We start from the raw sequence: 15,446 nt of genomic DNA, 5'->3' as shown, positions 1-15,446 counted from the left end.
GGATTGCTCCTGCACGATCATGCGCTGCCGGCGAAGCCGAGCTGCCGCCATGCCTCGTAGACGACGACCGCTACTGCATTCGACAGGTTGAGGCTGCGGTTGCCCGGCCGCATCGGCAGGCGCAGGCACCGGTCCGGCTCGATCGCGTCGAGCACGTCCTGCGGCAGGCCGCGCGTTTCCGGTCCGAACAGGAATGCGTCGCCGTCGGCGTACGCGATCTCGTCGTAGCGCACGCGCCCGCGCGTCGACGACGCGAACAGTCGGCGCGGCGCGACCGCCGCGAGGAACGAGCCGAGATCGTCGTGCACCGCGACCTCGGCGAACTCGTGGTAGTCGAGTCCGGCGCGGCGCAGCTTGGCGTGGTCGAGGTCGAAACCGAGCGGCCGCACGAGATGCAGCGCGGCGCCGCTGTTCGCGCACAGGCGAATCACGTTGCCGGTGTTCGGCGGGATCTCGGGCTGGTAGAGGACGACGTGCAGCACGCGCGCATTATCGCCCACGTCGACGCCGGATCGGTGCGAGCGGTGCGCGCACCCGTGGCGCGAGCGCGGCGTCGACGCCGCGCTCGCGCCGTCGCGTCACTCGGCGGCGAGCAGCACGCCGTCGGCGTCGCCGGCGAACACGCGCTCGAACGGTGCGACGAGCATCGCGAAGTCGGCGGCGGACGCGGTCACGCGCACGGTCGGCAGCAAGGTGACCGGCAACGCCTCGCCCGCGGCGAGTTCGGTGGCGCCGCCGGCGTCCGGGTTCGCCGCGCGTGCGGTCACGCGCAGTGCCGGCAGCAGCGTCGCGTGCAGCGGCGCGCGCGCCTCGACCGACATGCCTGCATCGGCGGCGGCGGCGAGCGGCACGCGCTCGATGGCGAAGGAACCCGCGACCATCGTCGCGGCCAGGGCGGCGCGGATGAGCGGAGTGCGGACGTTCATGACATGTCTCCTTTTTACGAGCTTCCAGTTCATGCAGAGCAAGCGATGTGCCAACCAGGGGAGCTGCCCTGCTCACGGACTAATGGATGCAGCGAAGGCGAAAAGAGTTGCTAGGCCGGAAGTCATGTCGCGCACGCGCAGAAGGCGATTTCACGTGGTTTTCACGCGATCGCGGATGGGTCGGCATGTCGTCGCCCGATTCGTCGCGAACGCGACGGATGCGCACGTGCGCGACGCGGCGCGCGCGTCCGCCGCGTGCGGACACGCCCGCGGACACGCCGCGGACAGCTACCAGGGGATCTCGTCCCCGCGCTCGGAGAGGAAGCGGCCGCTGTCGCCGACCTTGAGCGCATCGATCGTGCGCAACATCGCCGCGACCGACTCGGGCGCGCTCAACGGCGCGTTCGCGCCGCCCATGTCGGTGCGCACCCAGCCCGGGCACAGCGCGATCACGATCGCGCGCTGCGGCTTGAGCGCGAGCGCGAGGAGGCGGCTCGCCATGTTGAGCGCGGCCTTGCTGATCGAGTAACTCGGGCTGTACAGCGAGTCGGTGCCGCTGATCGAACCGAGCGTGCTGGTCAGGCCGACCACGCGCACGCCGTCGGCGAAACGCGGCGCGAGCGCCTGCGCGAGCAGGAACGGGCCTTGCGCGTTCGTCGCGAAGCTGTCGGCGAGCGCCTTCGCCTCGATCGAACCGAAGCGCTCGCCTTCGACGAGCATGCCCGCGTTGTTCACGAGCAGGCTTACGTGAAGATCGAGCGTGGCGATCTCGCGCACGAGCTCGGCGATCGAGCGCACCTCCGGCAGGGTCAGCGGCAGCACGAGCAGGTGACCGGGATGCGCGCCGGCGAGGCGGGTCAGCTCGAGTGCGCGGCCGGGATGGCGGCAGGTCGCGATCACGCGCTCGCCGCGGGCGAGCAACTGGCGCACGAACTCGAGGCCGATGCCACGGTTCGCGCCGGTGACGAGGGCATGCGGCATGCGCATCTCCTGCGACGCGGCGAACCCTGCCGCTGGTCCGGAGTCTAAAGGACCCGGGCCGCGTGCGGGCGCCCGGCAATGCACCCGCCGTGACCAACGTCCGTTGCGGCCGCCGTCGGCGCCCGCGTACCCTGCGTGTTTCCCCTGATCCGCGCCGTGCAAGGAGATCCCATGCGCAAGCCCCTAGCTTCCCTCGCCGCCGCCGCGGCTTTCGCCTGCACCGGCATCACCGCGGCGCACGCGGCCGGCAGCGACGCGATCGACATCCCGTTCACGCGCTTCACGCTGCCGAACGGGCTCACCGTCGTCGTCAGCGAGGACCACAAGGCGCCCGTGGTCGCGGTCAGCGTCTGGTACCACGTCGGCTCGGCCGACGAGCCGGCCGGCAAGACCGGCTTCGCGCACCTGTTCGAGCACCTCATGTTCCAGGGCTCGGAGAACCACAAGGACGAGTTCTTCCGCCCGTTCGAGCTCGCCGGCGCGACCGACCAGAACGGCACGACCTGGTTCGACCGCACCAACTACTACGAGACCGTGCCGACCACCGCGCTCGACATGGCGCTGTGGATGGAATCGGACCGCATGGGCCATCTGCTCGGCGCGATCGGCCAGCCCGAACTCGACGAGCAGCGCGGCGTCGTGCAGAACGAGAAGCGCCAGGGCGAGAACCAGCCGTACGGCCGCGTCGACGAGCGCGTCGCGGCGAACGCGTTCCCGGCGAACCATCCGTACCACCACGACACGATCGGCTCGATGAAGGACCTCGACGCGGCCTCGCTCGCCGACGTCAAGCAGTGGTTCCAGTCCTGGTACGGCGCGGCCAACGTGACCGTCGCGATCGTCGGCGACATCACGCCCGAGGTCGCGAAGGAAAAGATGCTGAAGTACTTCGGCGACATCCCGGCCGGCGCGCCGGTGCCGCGCCAGCAGCCGTGGACCGCGCCGCGCACGGAGTCGACGCGCGACGCGATGACCGACCACGTCGCGCAGACGCGCATCGTGCGCGAGTGGAACGTGCCCGGCCTCGCCGACGCGGACGAAGGCCTGCTCGAGCTCGCCGCCGACGTGCTCGGCGGCGGCAAGACCTCGCGCCTGTACGAGCGCCTCGTCTACAAGGACAAGCTCGTCGACGACGTCTCGGTGTCGGTGCAGGCGTTCGCGCTCGCCTCGATGCTGCAGCTCACCGCCGACGTCAAGAGCGGCGTCGATCCCGCCAAGGTCGAAGCCGCGATCGCCGACGAGTGGAAGACCTTCCTCGAACACGGGCCGACCGACGACGAACTCGCGCGCGTCAAGGTCGACAACCGCGCGCACTTCATCCGCGCGCTCGAGAAGGTCAACTCGAAGGCGAGCGTGCTCGCCGAGGGCCAGGTCTATCGCGCCGATCCGGCCGCCTACAAGCAGGACCTCGCGCGCATGGATGCGGCGACGCCGGCGAGCGTGCTCGCCGCGGCGAAGAAGTGGATCGCGCGCGGCGACTACACGCTGACGATCACGCCCGCGCCGAAGGACGACAAGAGCGAGCCGGCCGACGAGATGGAGAAGGCGGGTCGCGCCGCGCTCGCCGGCCGCCCCGAGGCGAAGCGGCCGGCGAAGCCGGAGCAGGCGTTCACGACGACGCCGTCGCCGGTCGACCGCGGCAAGGGCGTGCCGGAGGTGGCGACGTTCCCCGACCTCACCTTCCCCAAGCTCGAGCGCGGCAAGCTCAAGAACGGCATCGAGGTCGTGCTCGCGCAGCGCCACACGATCCCCGTCGTGCAGGTGCAGTTCCTGTTCGACGCCGGCTACGCGTCCGACCAGGGGCGCAAGCTCGGCACGTCCGCGTTCACGATGGCGATGCTCGACGAAGGCACCGCCGAACTCGACTCGCTCGAGATCGCGCGCCGCGCCGAACGCCTCGGCGCGATCATCGGTGCCGGCTCCGGCCTCGACAGCTCGAACGCGAGCCTCAACGCGCTCGCCTCGCAGCTCGAGCCGTCGCTGAAGCTGTTCGCCGACGTCGTGCGCAACGCCGCGTTCCGCGACGCCGACATCGCGCGCATCCGCGGCCAGTGGCTCGCGCGCATCGCGCAGGAGAAGACGCAGCCGACCGGCCTCGCGCTGCGCAGCCTGCCGCCGCTGCTGTACGGCGCCGGCCATGCCTACGCGATCCCGTTCACCGGCTCCGGCACGGAAGCGTCGATCACCTCGCTCGCCGCGGCGGACCTGCACGGTTACGTGCGCGACTTCATCCGTCCCGACAACGCGACCATCCTCGTCGCCGGAGACACCACGCTCGAGGCGATCGTGGCGAAGCTCGATACCGTGTTCGGCGACTGGAAGCCGGCCGCGACGCCGGTGCCGAAGAAGAACATCGCGAACGTCGAGCCACCCAAGCGCGCGCGCCTGTTCCTGCTCGACAAGCCGGGCGCGCCGCAGTCGCTGATCCTCGCCGGCGTGGTCGCGCCGTCGACGAAGGCGAAGAACAACCTCGAGATCCAGACCATGAACGGCGCGTTCGGCGGCAGCTTCACCTCGCGCCTCAACATGAACCTGCGCGAGGCGAAGCACTGGGCCTACGGCGCCGGCAGCTTCCTGTCGAACGCGATCGGCCAGCGCCCGTTCCTTATGTACGCGCCGGTGCAGACCGACAAGACCGCCGAGTCGGTCGCCGAGATCCTGCGCGAAGCGAAGGAGGTCGTCGGCGCGCGCCCGCTCACGCACGAGGAGATCGACAAGATCAAGGTCGGCGACGTGCGCAGCCTGCCGGGCGAGTACCAGACCACCGGCTCGGTGCTCGCGGCGATCAGCAGCATGAAGCTGTACGACCGCCCGGACGACTACGTGCAGACGCTCAAGCCGCGCATCGAGGCGCAGACCGACGCCGCGGTGCAGGCCGCCGCGCACGAGGTGGTGCAGCCCGGCGCGCTGACCTGGGTCGTGGTCGGCGACCTCGCGCGCATCGAGCAGCCGCTGCGCAAGCTCCAGCTCGGCGACGTCGAAGTCATCGACGCCGACGGCAAGAAGGTGCGCTGAGCCCGGGCTGCAGCGGATCGTGCGCGCGTCGTTCAGGCGGCGCGCGCTACGATGCGCGCGCCCGATCGGAGGAATTCCATGAAGCGTTGGTCACCGCTGCTCGTCCTGTGCCTGCCGCTCGCCGCCTGCAGCTGGGGCATCAAGCTCGACTCCGGCGGCGAGAAGGTGCGCACCGCCTGGAACGGCGACGTCGAAGGCTGCCGCGACGTCGGCAAGGTCACCGTGTCGGTGATGGATCACGTCGGCCCGATGGACCGCAACGGCCTCAAGGTGCGCGACGAACTCGAAGTGCTCGCGCGCAACGAAGCGGCCACGCTCGGCGCCGACACGATCAAGCCGCTGGGCGACCCGCGCGACGGCGAGCAGCCGTGGGCCGCCTACCACTGCGGTCGACACGAACGCGCGCCGATGAAGATCGAGCAGAAGAACGCGGACGGTTCGACCGAGACCTTCCCGATCAAGAACTGAGCGCGACCCCTCGCCGCAGGACGTTCGTCATCCCCGCGAAAGCAGGGATGACGTCTCTTCAGGTCTCCTAGCGCTCGCTGGCGCGCACGCGTGCCGGCACCGCCGTCGGCAATGACGGGCGCGCGTGCGACGAATGCGTGCGCGGCGCGGTCGCAGCCTGCGACGGGCGCGGCCGCACGATGTCGTCGAATGGCACGATCGCGGCGTCGGGATCGAACCGGCACGGACCGTCGACGAGATCGCCCGCGACGAGCGCCTCGCACTGCTGCTGCAGGCCGGCGACGTCGGGCTGCGCCGCTCCGCCGATCCATGCGCGCAGCGCTTCCCAGCCGGCGACGCCCTCGGCGTCGCTGAAACCACAATGGGTCGGCGTGTCCTCGTCGACGATCGCGATCACGCGCCGGTCCGGCGCGATGCGGTCGCGCACGAAGTCCTGGTTGCCCGGCACGACGAGCTGGTCGCGGCTCGTGTGCATCGAGATCACCTTGACGTCGCCGGTGTCGCCGCGGAAATCCGAGGCCTGGCGCAGCGCGAGCGCGGCCGCGGGATCGGCGACGAGGCGCTCGATTCCGGCATCGATCGCCGGGTCGCTCGAATAGTCGACGCCCGCGGTGGTGAACGGGTTGCGTGCGCCGAGCTTGTCCGGCGCGCGCACGATGTCGGCGAGCACGTAGGTCGCGTAACCGACATTGGTCACGAAGAAGTGCTCGTCGGTGATGTGGGTGAACGCCATCAGCTCGTCGAGGCGGCGCTGCATCGCGTCGTTGCGCAGGTACGGCGGCAGGTTGACGCCGGTGCATTGGTTCACGGCGACGAGCGCGCGCAGCACGCTTTCGTCGTCGGTGAGGTCGCCGATGTCGTCGGGGATGTCGTCGAGGTTGACCGCCCACGGCAGCGGCTCGTCGCCGCGCGGCAGGTCGCCGGCGTCGTGGCAGACGACGTCGTAGGCGAGGCGCAGGTCGATCGCGCTGTCCCACAGGCGCGCACCCGCGGCGGCCGGGCACAGCGCATAGGCGCCACGCATCGGCGGCAGGCCGCGCGTCTCGGCGAGGCGCAGCGTGACCAGCCCGCCCATCGAGCCGCCGTACGGAATCACTTCGCCGGGTTCGCCGACCTGTTCGGCGAACAGCTGCAGCAGCTCGCGGTTGTCCGCGATCGCGGTGAACAGCGCCCAGCCGCGCTGGCGGTAGCTCGTCGCGGCGACCGCATAGCCTTCGGCGAGCATGACCGACTTCAGCGGCCCGAGTCCGGGCGCGTTCTCCGGCGGCTTGAGGTCGAAGCCGTGCTGGTAGAGCACGAGCGTGTCGCCCGCTTGCCAACCGTCGGGCACCTCGAACTGGTACCACGCGCCCGACGGCGCCTCGCCGCTGTAGACATGGCTCGCCGCCTGCACGGCAGCCGCGCCGACGAGCAGGAACACGGCGATTGCAAGATGTAGCCAGGCCCGCATGATGACGCCCCTCCGGTTCGGCGCAGGCCACACTACGAGGCGTTGGCTGAGCGGCGGATTACCAGCGTCGCGGCGGCCCCGGGTGGCGGATCGACCGCCGCGACGGTGCAGGCAGGTAGAATCCGCGCCCATGTCCGCCGCTCCGTCGCGTGCACGCACGCCCAATCCCCTGCTCGCCGCGCTCGGCCGCGTGCTCGAAGGCGTGCTCGAACGCGCGCTCCGGCTCGATCCCGACACGCGCTCGCGCCTCGCCGCGCTCGACGGCCGCGCCGTCACGCTCGATCTCGCCGGTGCGAGCGGGCGCAGCGCGCCGGCGCTGCGCATCGTCGTCGACGGCGGGCGCCTGCGGGTCGGCCCCGCGTTCGAAGGCGACAGTGCGCTGCGCGTCGCCGCGACGCCGGGCAGCCTGCTCGGCCTCGTCCTTGCGCGCGGGCGCGACGACGCGCTGCCGCCCGGCCGCGTGCAGATCGCCGGCGACGCCGACCTCGCGCGGCGCCTCGAGCAACTCGCGCGCGCTTACGCGCCGGACATCGACGCCGCGTTCGCGCAAGCGTTCGGCGACGTCGCCGGCACGGCGATCGCGCGCGCGGTGCGCGGCGCGTTCACCTGGTCGCGCGCGTCCGCGCGCGCGCTCGCACGCGACACCGCCGAGTTCCTCACCGAGGAAGGCCGCGACCTCGTCGCACGCGCCGAACTCGACGGCTTCCTCGACGAGGTGGACGCGCTGCGCGAACGGGCCGAACGCCTCGACGCGCGCGTGCATCGCCTGCGCGCGGGCGGAACCGGCCGCGCATGATCCCGTTGCGCCAGTTGCCGCGCCTGCTGCGCATCGCGAGCGTGTTCGCGCGCCATCGCCTCGACGAACTGCTGCCGGCGCCGCGGCGGCCGCGCGCGCTCGCCTGGCTGCGCGCGCTGACGCCCGCGCCGCGCGCCGAGCTGCTCGCGCTGCCGCGCGGCGAACGCCTCGCGCTCGCGCTGACCGGGCTCGGCCCGATCTTCGTCAAGTTCGGGCAGATCCTCTCGACCCGGCGCGACCTGCTGCCGGCCGACGTCGCCGACGCGCTGACCCAGCTGCAGGACCGCGTCGCGCCCTTTCCCGCGGCGCAGGCGCGCGCGGCGATCGAACGCGCGCTCGGCGACACGATCGCGGCGCGCTACGCGAGCTTCGACGACGTGCCGCTCGCCTCGGCGTCGATCGCGCAGGTGCACGCGGCGACGTTCGCCGACGGCCGCGAGGTCGTGGTCAAGGTGCTGCGCCCGGACATCCACGCGCGCATCGACGACGACGTCGCGCTGCTGCGCGCGCTCGCCGGCGTGGTCGAACGCACGCACCCGAGCGCGGACAAGATCCGCCCGCAGGAAATCGTCGACGAGATCGAGACGACGCTGACCAACGAGCTCGACCTGCAGCGCGAAGGCGCCAACGCCTCGCTGCTGCGGCGCAATTTCGCCGGCTCCGACGACCTCTACGTGCCCGAGGTCTTCTGGTCGCACACGAGCGCGGGCGTGCTCACGCTCGAACGCGTGCGCGGCATCCCGGTCGACGACCTCGCGGCGCTCGACGCCGCCGGCATAGACCGCGTCGCGCTCGCCGAGAAGGGCGTGCGCCTGTTCTACACGCAGGTGTTCCGCGACAACTTCTTCCACGCCGATGCGCACGCGGGCAACATCTGGGTCGACGCGACGCGCACCGCGGACCCGCGCTTCATCGCGCTCGACTTCGGCATCATGGGCTCGCTGTCCGAACGCGACCAGTACTGGCTCGCGGAGAACTTCCTCGCGCTGTTCAACCAGGACTACGCGCGCATCGCCGAGCTGCACGTGCGCGCGGGCTGGATGCCCGCGAACGCGCGCCTCGACGAACTCGAGGCGGCCGTGCGCACCGTGTGCGAGCCGTACTTCACGCGCCCGCTCAGCGAGATCTCGCTCGCCGAGGTCGTGGTCAAGCTGTTCGAGGTCGCGCGCCGGCACGACCTGACGCTGCAGCCGCAGCTGATCCTGCTGCAGAAGACCCTGCTCAACATCGAGGGCGTCGGCCGCCTGCTGCATCCGCGGATCGACATCTGGGCGACCGCCAAGCCCGTGCTCGAACGCATCTGGTACCGGCGCCGCGGGCCGCGCGCGTTGCTCAAGTCGCTGCGCCGGCGCGTGCCCGAATGGCTCGCCGCCGCGCCGGACATGCCCCAGCTCGTGCACAACTACCTCGCGCGCGCGAGTGCGGGCGAAATGGAACTTCGCATCGCCTCCGACGATCTGAAGAACATCGAGCGCCGCCTGCGCCATGGCCAGCGCGTCGCGATCTGGCTGTCGGCGGGCGTTTCGCTGGCCGTCGCCAGCGCCTGCGTCGCGCTCCTCGCGCCCGCGGCATCCCCACCCGGCGCGCGCGTCGCCGCTTGGCTGCTCGGCGTCGCGGCGGTCGGCGCGTTCGCCCTCGCCGCGCGCAAGTCCTAGCCCCGTACCGATTCCCGTGGAGACATCGATGAGAACGATCGCCCTTGCCAGCCTCGCCTGCGCCGCCGCCCTCGCCGGCTGTTCCCAGCCCCGCGTTCCCGACGACGCGCAACTCACCGCGCTGCTGCGCGGCGAGCGCTCGCAGGCGAACGATGCGAAGGCACGCATCGAAGCGACCGCGGTGACCTGCCTGCGCACCTGGGCGGGCGATGCGAAGCTCGCGCAGAACCTGCCGGCCGAGGTGCAGACCGACGCCGCCAAGAAGGCCTGTCGCGAGAAGCTCGATCCGTGGTTCGCCGACGCGACGCGCAATCCACAAAAGTTCACGTTCGAGGAGATCAGCCAGCCGGCCGTCGTCTCGCGCGTGATGGCCCTCTATCTCGCGCGCGCGGCCGGTGGCACCGGCGCGCCGCCGCCGGCAGTCCTGACCACGACCCCGCCTGCGCCGAGGCCGCAGGGCACGGTCGATCTCGGCGCGGCCGGCGCCACGCTGCAGCAGACCGAAGGCGTGTGCCAGCGCGTGCAGCAGCTCGCGACGTCGCAGCCGGCCAACCAGCGCGCGCGCCGCTTCGCCGACTTCTGCGTGCGCCGCGTGGCGCAGCTGCGCGCGAACATGGAGCAGGCGGTCGGCCGCAACGACAAGGACCAGCTCGACAAGCTCGCCGCCGACGCCAAGCGCCTCGGCGAGATCGGCGAGAACGCCGCCGCGGACAAGCCGTAACGACGCATCGTTGCGCGGTCGGGTGTCGCCGCATTGCTAGAATGCGGCGATGCTCGACATCGACGGCAAGATCGAAATCCCCGACGACGAACTGGTCGAACGCTTCGTGCGCTCGGCCGGACCGGGCGGGCAGAACGTCAACAAGGTCGCCAGTGCGGTCGAACTGCGCTTCGACGTGCGCTCGTCGCCGAGCCTGCCCGACGCGTTGCGCGAGCGCCTGCTCGCGCGCCGCGACCGCCGCCTCACCGACGACGGCGTGCTGGTGATCCAGGCCAACCGGTTCCGCGACCAGGCCAAGAATCGCGACGACGCGCGCGAGCGCCTCGCCGAGGTGATCCGCGCCGCACTGGTCGTGCCGAAGAAGCGCATCGCGACCAAGCCGTCGCGCGCCGCGAAGCAACGCCGCATCGACGCGAAGAAGACGCGCTCGACGATCAAGCGTTCGCGCGGCCGCGACTGGAGCGGCGAATGACCGCATCGGCATGGGCGGCGCTGCCGCCGTCGGTGCCGCAGATGCCGCAGAACGCACGCCGGCGCCTGTGCGCGGCGCTGCTGCGCGCGTGCGGCTGGAACCTGCGCGGCGCGTTCCCCGACGTGCCGCAGCTCGTGCTCATCGCCGCGCCGCACAGCTCGTGGTGGGACGGCGTCTGGGGCCTGCTGTTCAAGGTCGCGATCGGCATCGACATCGCGTTCATGGGCAAGCGCGAGCTGTTCGTCGGACCGCTCGGCTGGCTGCTGCGCCATCTCGGCGGCATCCCGATCGAACGCACCGCCGCGCACGGCCTGGTCGAGCAGATGGTCGCGCGCTTCCGCGCGCAGCCACGCCTCTGGCTCGGCATCGCACCCGAAGGCACGCGCCGGCGCGTCGCCCAGTGGCGCAGCGGCTTCTGGCACATCGCGCGCGCCGCCGGCGTGCCGGTGCTGCCGATCGCGTTCGACTACGCGACGCGTTCGATCGTCGTCGGCGCGCTGTTCACGCCGACCGCCGACCTCGACGCCGACATCGCCGCGCTGCGCGCGTCGTACCGGCCGTTCCACGGCCGCAACCACGACGTCGACGGCTGAGCGCCACAACGTTCCTGCTCCCCGTGGGAGCGGCGGAAGCCGCGATGCTTTGAGGGGCTGAGGGCAGAGGGCCGAAGAGCACCGCGGTTTTCGCTACAACAGCCTGCGTCTTCGCGGGAGCGACTTCCGTTGCGATGCTGCCAAGGGCGGTGGGCTGAAGAGCATCGCGGCTTCCGCCGCTCCCACAGAAGAAGGGGCGCCCACGCGGCTACGGCAGCACGGCGGCGACCCGCGCCTCGAGATCGGCGAAGAACGGATTGCAGGTCAACCGCTGCAACTGCTCGGCGCTGACCTGCAGCGCACCGCGCTCGCCGCGCAGCACGAGCGTGCCGAGGCGGATGCCGACGTCCTCGTCGGTGCGCGGCGCCGACCCGTACAGCGGGTCGTCGCACGGGAACGGCAGCGCGACGTGCGACAGTGAATAGACGTCCGCCGGGAACGCGAGCCCGAGCGCATGGTCGACCGCTGCGCTCGCACCCGGTTCGTAGCGCTTCTCGCCCACCTCGAGCGTGTCGGGACCGAGGTTGCCGACGACGTCGAGCCGGTACGCGCGCGGCGTCGAGCCTTGCAGCGCATCGACCTGGCCTGCCGCGGCCGAGCGCAGCATCGGCGCGAGCAGGTTCGCGCGGTTGACGTCGTACAGCACGAGTTCGCTGCCGTTGGCGGGCAACCGGTCGAATAGCGCATGCACGACGTCCGCGCTGCTGACCGTGCTGTCGAGCACCGACTGGAACGCGAGCACCGGCGGCATGCGCGCCAGGCTCCCGCTCGCCGCGAGGCCGGCGATGCGCGCGCGCAAGGTCGCGGTGAGCAGGTACGACTGCAGCGCGCCATTCGCCGGGAACGAGTTGTACTTGTAGGGATTGAACTCGGGCAGGATGTCGATCCAGCGCGATTTCTCGAAGTAGGCGAAGCCTCCGAACAGCGGCAGCCAGCGCGACAGCGACGCGAACGGGCGCAGGCCGATCATCGGCGACACCAGCACGATTCGCTGCGGCGCCGGCAGGCGCGCGTCACCGAGCGCATCGAGCGCGTAGTCGAGCGCGAGCGCGCCACCGTTCGAGTAGCCGAGGATGTGGATCGGCTTGTCCGTGCCGACGCGCGCGCGCAGTTCGCGCATCGCGATGCGCACGACCGCGCGCCAGTCCTGCCAGCGCACGTCGAGCAGGCCCGCGGGCACGGTGCCGTGGCCCGGCAGGCGCGGCGCGATCACCGCGAAGCCGGCACGCTCGTAGGTCGCGGCGAGCGTGCGCACGCTGTACGGTGAATCGGTGAGGCCGTGCAGCAACAGCACGCCGCCGCGCGGCTCGGCCGGCGTCGATTCGAACGAGCGATTCCAGTCGCGCTGGCCCGCGCGCGCGCCGAGGCGGCTGTCCTTCTCGTAGCGGAACTCGCCGGCGACCGCAGCGGTGGCCAGCTGTGCGTGCAGGTCGTCGAACACTTGCCGTTCGCGCGCGAGATAGTCGGCCCATGTGAAGCGCGCGTCGAGCGCGTCGGCATGCACCTCGTGCGCGAGCACGATGCGATGCCACGGCATGAGGACCGGCTTGCCGCGCGCTTCGAACGCGCGCGCGAGCAACAGGCCGAGCCCGGCGAGCACGGCGAACAGGATCACCCACGCCGCACGGCGGAGCAGACGACGAAGCCAAGGCAGGATCATGCGTCGATCCTAGCGGAGGCGTCCCCCTGTAGGAGCGGCGGAAGCCGCGATGCTCTTCCACCTCTCCCGCTCGCGGGAGAGGTCGCGCCGCAGGCGCGGGTGAGGGGAGCCCCGCGGCCGCGTCGCACGATTCCCCTCACCCGCCTCCGGCACCTTCTCCGCAGGCGGGAGAAGGGACAGCGATCGTGGAACGGCGCGTCGTGTCGGTCCTCCGATTCATTCCGTGGGAACGGCGCAAGCCGCGACGCTCCATCGCCTCTCCCGCTCGCGGGAGAGGTCGCGCCGCAGGCGCGGGTGAGGGGAAGCCACGCGCCTCGTGCAACGCGAGCTATCTCGCGCCGCTGAGGCCCCACCTACGGGATTCGGCGCATGCACAGGGCCTACCATAGCCTCCCCCGCGCCGGTTCGCTCGAACACCTGGTCAGGCCTCGTTGGCGCGTGAAACGAGAGCGAAGTGATCGTCGCTCCCGTCCTCGTAGTGGACGAGGCCGCCAAAGTCCGTGTTGACCAGGATGCCTTTGCCCAAATAGGACCATTGCTCCCTTGGGTGCTCCTCGTCGTATTCATCGCGGTCCATGCACGCCACGACTACGCCGCGATACGTGCCCGATATGGCGACGTAATCTCCGAGCTTCGCCTCGTTGCCGTCGGAATATTTCACGACTGCGACCTGTCGCCTACATTGAGCTGGGCATCGGAGCGGCCGAGACGGAATCGCAATCCTACGCGGCTTGCCGAGGCGCGCGGCGGGCTCGGCTTTAACGACCGCCTAGGCGACGACGATCGCGCTACGCGCCCGCCAATCTGCGAATCAGCCACGCAACGAAGCGGATGAGGCATAACATCGTGAAGCCAGCAGCGAGCGTAATCCACCACCAAAGCGTGCACCAGCGGACCAGCGCGTAGGGTGGGACGCAGGCGCGCAGCGGCGAGTCCCACCTCAAACTCGCGACCACGCTGCCGACAACAAAGGGGACGGAGCAATTCTTCGGAATCCCGAGCGCGTGCGGCCGTCGGTGGGACTCGCGGTCGAGCGCTTGGAGAAGACCGGCCTTCTCGCGCCGCTCCGTCCCACCCTACGAAAGCCGTGGGGCGCATAGGGCGGTACGCGCGAAGCGCGTGCCGCCGCCCGCACGTAGGGGCGATCAATCCGGCCGAAAGCGGCGCATCGCGCCCGACACGAGCATCGCGAACACCCACGCCAGCGCCGCATTCACGACGAGATGCCCTTGCTTCGCCGCATCGGCGAGGCCGTCGCCGAGGATGGTGACGGTGAGCGTGCCGAGCATCGTGACAACTACTAGCGCGGTGAAGTCGAGCGCACGCGCGCCGCGACGCAGTCCGGGGCGAACCAGCAATACGAGCAGCGCGAGCAGCGGCGCGGCGAGCAGCGCGAGTTGCAGCGACGGCCACGCGTGCAGCAAGCGACCGAGGCTCGGCAGCGCGGCGATCGTCGCGAACTCGCCGCCTTCGATCTGGCCGAGGTTCTTGGCGATCCACGGGTCGAGCGCGAGCGGGGCGTGGCCGGCGAGGCGCAGCGCGATGCGCGGGTGTGCGGCGAGCGTGCGCAGTTCGGTGCCGCGGTCGAAGTTGACGAGGCCGCGGCAGACGCGTTCGGGCAGGTCCGGGAACTCCCAGGCGTGGCGGCCGCTATAGATCGCGCAGTCGGGGTCGACGTGCAGTTCCTCGAGCAGCGCGCGCGGGTCGTCGGCGAACGGCAGCAGTGCGGTGAAGACGACGTCGGCGCGGTTGTACTGGTCGATCGCGTCCATCATCGCGCCTTCGCGGTGCAGCTGCGCGACCTGCAGCCAGCAGCCGGCGAGCGCGCCCGCGCCGAGCGCGAGCGCGCGCCAGCTCGCATGGCCGAGACGCACGCGATCGAGCACGAACACGACGGCAGCGAGGCCGAGCGGCAGCACGAGATGCTGGATCTTCGAGGCCGCGAGCAGCCACGCGGCGAGCGCGAGCAGCGCGAAGCGCATCGCGCTGCGCGCCTCGTCGCGCCAGAGCAGCGCGAGCGCGAACGTCGCGTAGGCGGCGAGCAGCGCGGTCCACTCGGCGTAGAACGTGTTCAGGTACAGCGTATTGCCGGGATCGGCGAACAGCAGCGGCAGCAGCGCCGCGTTGGCGATCGCGGCGCGCGCGTCGCCGCGGCGCAGCCACGCGCGCGACAGCGCGATCGACAACGCGAGCAGCGCGAGCCAGCGCAACGCGCCGACCCAGCGCACGTCGTGCACGGGGCCGCCGCCGAACGCCTCGGCGAGCGCCCAGATGCCCGCGGTGGCGCCGGTGAACGCGAGTTCGCTCGACCAGTAGCACATCGGGTCGCCGGTCGCGATGAAGCGGTAGTCGGAGAACGGCGCTTGCGGGCTGTTCTGCTGCGGCGGGATCGTCGCCGGGCGGTCCGGATAGAAATGGAAGCAGTTGGTGTAGCGCGTCTGGTCGTAGCTGTTCGCGTACGCGTGCAGCGGATCGTGCGACCACAGCACGAACGCGCGCAGGGTGCCGATCGCCCACAGCGCCGCGAGCAGCAGCCAGAGGGTCCGCGGGGTCGTTCGCTCGCTGGCCAAACCGGGTCGCTCCTCGCCATTCCGCCGGCGCGGGGGCCGGAAAGCGCTCTAGTCTAGGTGGCGGACGTGACAGGGCTCAAACCGGCGCCCGTTTCGTCGACCGGTTCACATTCGGGGCGTCGACCGGGTCGCCTGCCGA

14 protein-coding genes are annotated in these 15,446 nt (G+C 71.2%); 7 read left to right on the top strand and 7 right to left on the bottom strand.

Annotation, left to right across the window (positions count from 1 at the left end; all coding sequences use genetic code 11):
* Positions 1–17: 17 nt before the first annotated feature.
* The 3 genes from trmL to FHW12_RS09330 all read right to left on the bottom strand — a co-directional run bounded on the left by trmL (position 18) and on the right by FHW12_RS09330 (position 1,907).
* Positions 18–500, bottom strand: a complete 483-nt coding sequence (trmL, locus tag FHW12_RS09340) for a tRNA (uridine(34)/cytosine(34)/5-carboxymethylaminomethyluridine(34)-2'-O)-methyltransferase TrmL (RefSeq protein ID WP_310735194.1) — start codon at positions 498–500, stop codon at positions 18–20.
* Between the two features lie 78 nt (positions 501–578).
* Positions 579–926: a hypothetical protein gene (locus FHW12_RS09335; RefSeq protein WP_182530729.1), complete on the bottom strand. Its 348-nt coding sequence runs from the start codon at positions 924–926 to the stop codon at positions 579–581.
* Between the two features lie 288 nt (positions 927–1,214).
* A complete protein-coding gene (locus FHW12_RS09330; protein WP_182530728.1) occupies positions 1,215–1,907 on the bottom strand; it encodes an SDR family oxidoreductase in 693 nt (230 codons plus the stop codon).
* Between the two features lie 171 nt (positions 1,908–2,078).
* Here FHW12_RS09330 and FHW12_RS09325 point away from each other — a divergent pair, with 171 nt between their 5' ends.
* Together FHW12_RS09325 and FHW12_RS09320 are read left to right on the top strand one after the other, a co-directional pair.
* Positions 2,079–4,922 carry a M16 family metallopeptidase gene (locus tag FHW12_RS09325; protein WP_182530727.1) on the top strand — a complete coding sequence of 948 codons (2,844 nt, stop codon included), beginning with the start codon at positions 2,079–2,081 and terminating at the stop codon, positions 4,920–4,922.
* 78 nt (positions 4,923–5,000) lie between these two features.
* Positions 5,001–5,390 carry a DUF4156 domain-containing protein gene (locus FHW12_RS09320; protein WP_182530726.1) on the top strand — a complete coding sequence of 130 codons (390 nt, stop codon included), beginning with the start codon at positions 5,001–5,003 and terminating at the stop codon, positions 5,388–5,390.
* Positions 5,391–5,457: 67 nt separating this feature from the next.
* Here FHW12_RS09320 and FHW12_RS09315 read toward each other — a convergent pair whose 3' ends face one another.
* Entirely contained in the window at positions 5,458–6,840 is a 1,383-nt protein-coding gene (locus tag FHW12_RS09315; protein ID WP_182530725.1) for a hypothetical protein, read from the bottom strand.
* A gap of 130 nt (positions 6,841–6,970) precedes the next feature.
* Here FHW12_RS09315 and FHW12_RS09310 point away from each other — a divergent pair, with 130 nt between their 5' ends.
* From FHW12_RS09310 to FHW12_RS09290, 5 genes are read left to right on the top strand one after another with little or no spacing between them, the layout of a single operon-like run.
* A complete protein-coding gene (locus FHW12_RS09310; protein WP_182530724.1) occupies positions 6,971–7,636 on the top strand; it encodes a ubiquinone biosynthesis accessory factor UbiJ in 666 nt (221 codons plus the stop codon).
* Complete coding sequence (gene ubiB, locus FHW12_RS09305; RefSeq protein ID WP_182530723.1) at positions 7,633–9,291, top strand: ubiquinone biosynthesis regulatory protein kinase UbiB; 1,659 nt, start codon at positions 7,633–7,635, stop codon at positions 9,289–9,291. Before FHW12_RS09310 ends, ubiB begins: the two co-directional genes overlap by 4 nt.
* A 28-nt stretch (positions 9,292–9,319) precedes the next feature.
* Positions 9,320–10,012, top strand: a complete 693-nt coding sequence (locus FHW12_RS09300) for a hypothetical protein (RefSeq protein WP_182530722.1) — start codon at positions 9,320–9,322, stop codon at positions 10,010–10,012.
* A gap of 49 nt (positions 10,013–10,061) precedes the next feature.
* On the top strand, positions 10,062–10,484 hold the full coding sequence (gene arfB / locus FHW12_RS09295; protein WP_182530721.1) for an alternative ribosome rescue aminoacyl-tRNA hydrolase ArfB: 423 nt from the start codon (positions 10,062–10,064) through the stop codon (positions 10,482–10,484).
* Positions 10,481–11,077: a lysophospholipid acyltransferase family protein gene (locus tag FHW12_RS09290; protein WP_182530720.1), complete on the top strand. Its 597-nt coding sequence runs from the start codon at positions 10,481–10,483 to the stop codon at positions 11,075–11,077. Before arfB ends, FHW12_RS09290 begins: the two co-directional genes overlap by 4 nt.
* 208 nt (positions 11,078–11,285) lie before the next feature.
* Here the strand turns inward: FHW12_RS09290 and FHW12_RS09285 are convergent, their stop codons facing one another.
* The 3 genes from FHW12_RS09285 to FHW12_RS09275 all read right to left on the bottom strand — a co-directional run bounded on the left by FHW12_RS09285 (position 11,286) and on the right by FHW12_RS09275 (position 15,307).
* The gene (locus FHW12_RS09285) at positions 11,286–12,737 is read right to left on the bottom strand and encodes an alpha/beta hydrolase (protein ID WP_182530719.1); all 1,452 of its coding nucleotides are present in this window, start codon (positions 12,735–12,737) and stop codon (positions 11,286–11,288) included.
* 421 nt (positions 12,738–13,158) lie between these two features.
* Complete coding sequence (locus FHW12_RS09280) at positions 13,159–13,398, bottom strand: hypothetical protein (protein WP_182530718.1); 240 nt, start codon at positions 13,396–13,398, stop codon at positions 13,159–13,161.
* Positions 13,399–13,882: 484 nt separating this feature from the next.
* Positions 13,883–15,307 carry a hypothetical protein gene (locus FHW12_RS09275; RefSeq protein ID WP_182530717.1) on the bottom strand — a complete coding sequence of 475 codons (1,425 nt, stop codon included), beginning with the start codon at positions 15,305–15,307 and terminating at the stop codon, positions 13,883–13,885.
* Between the last annotated feature and the right edge of the window lie 139 nt (positions 15,308–15,446).

This window comes from Dokdonella fugitiva (assembly GCF_014138265.1).
GTDB classification, from domain to species: domain Bacteria; phylum Pseudomonadota; class Gammaproteobacteria; order Xanthomonadales; family Rhodanobacteraceae; genus Dokdonella_A; species Dokdonella_A fugitiva_A.
The sequence above is the reverse complement of the archived record's forward strand: the minus strand, read 5'-3'. Positions and strand labels throughout refer to the sequence as shown.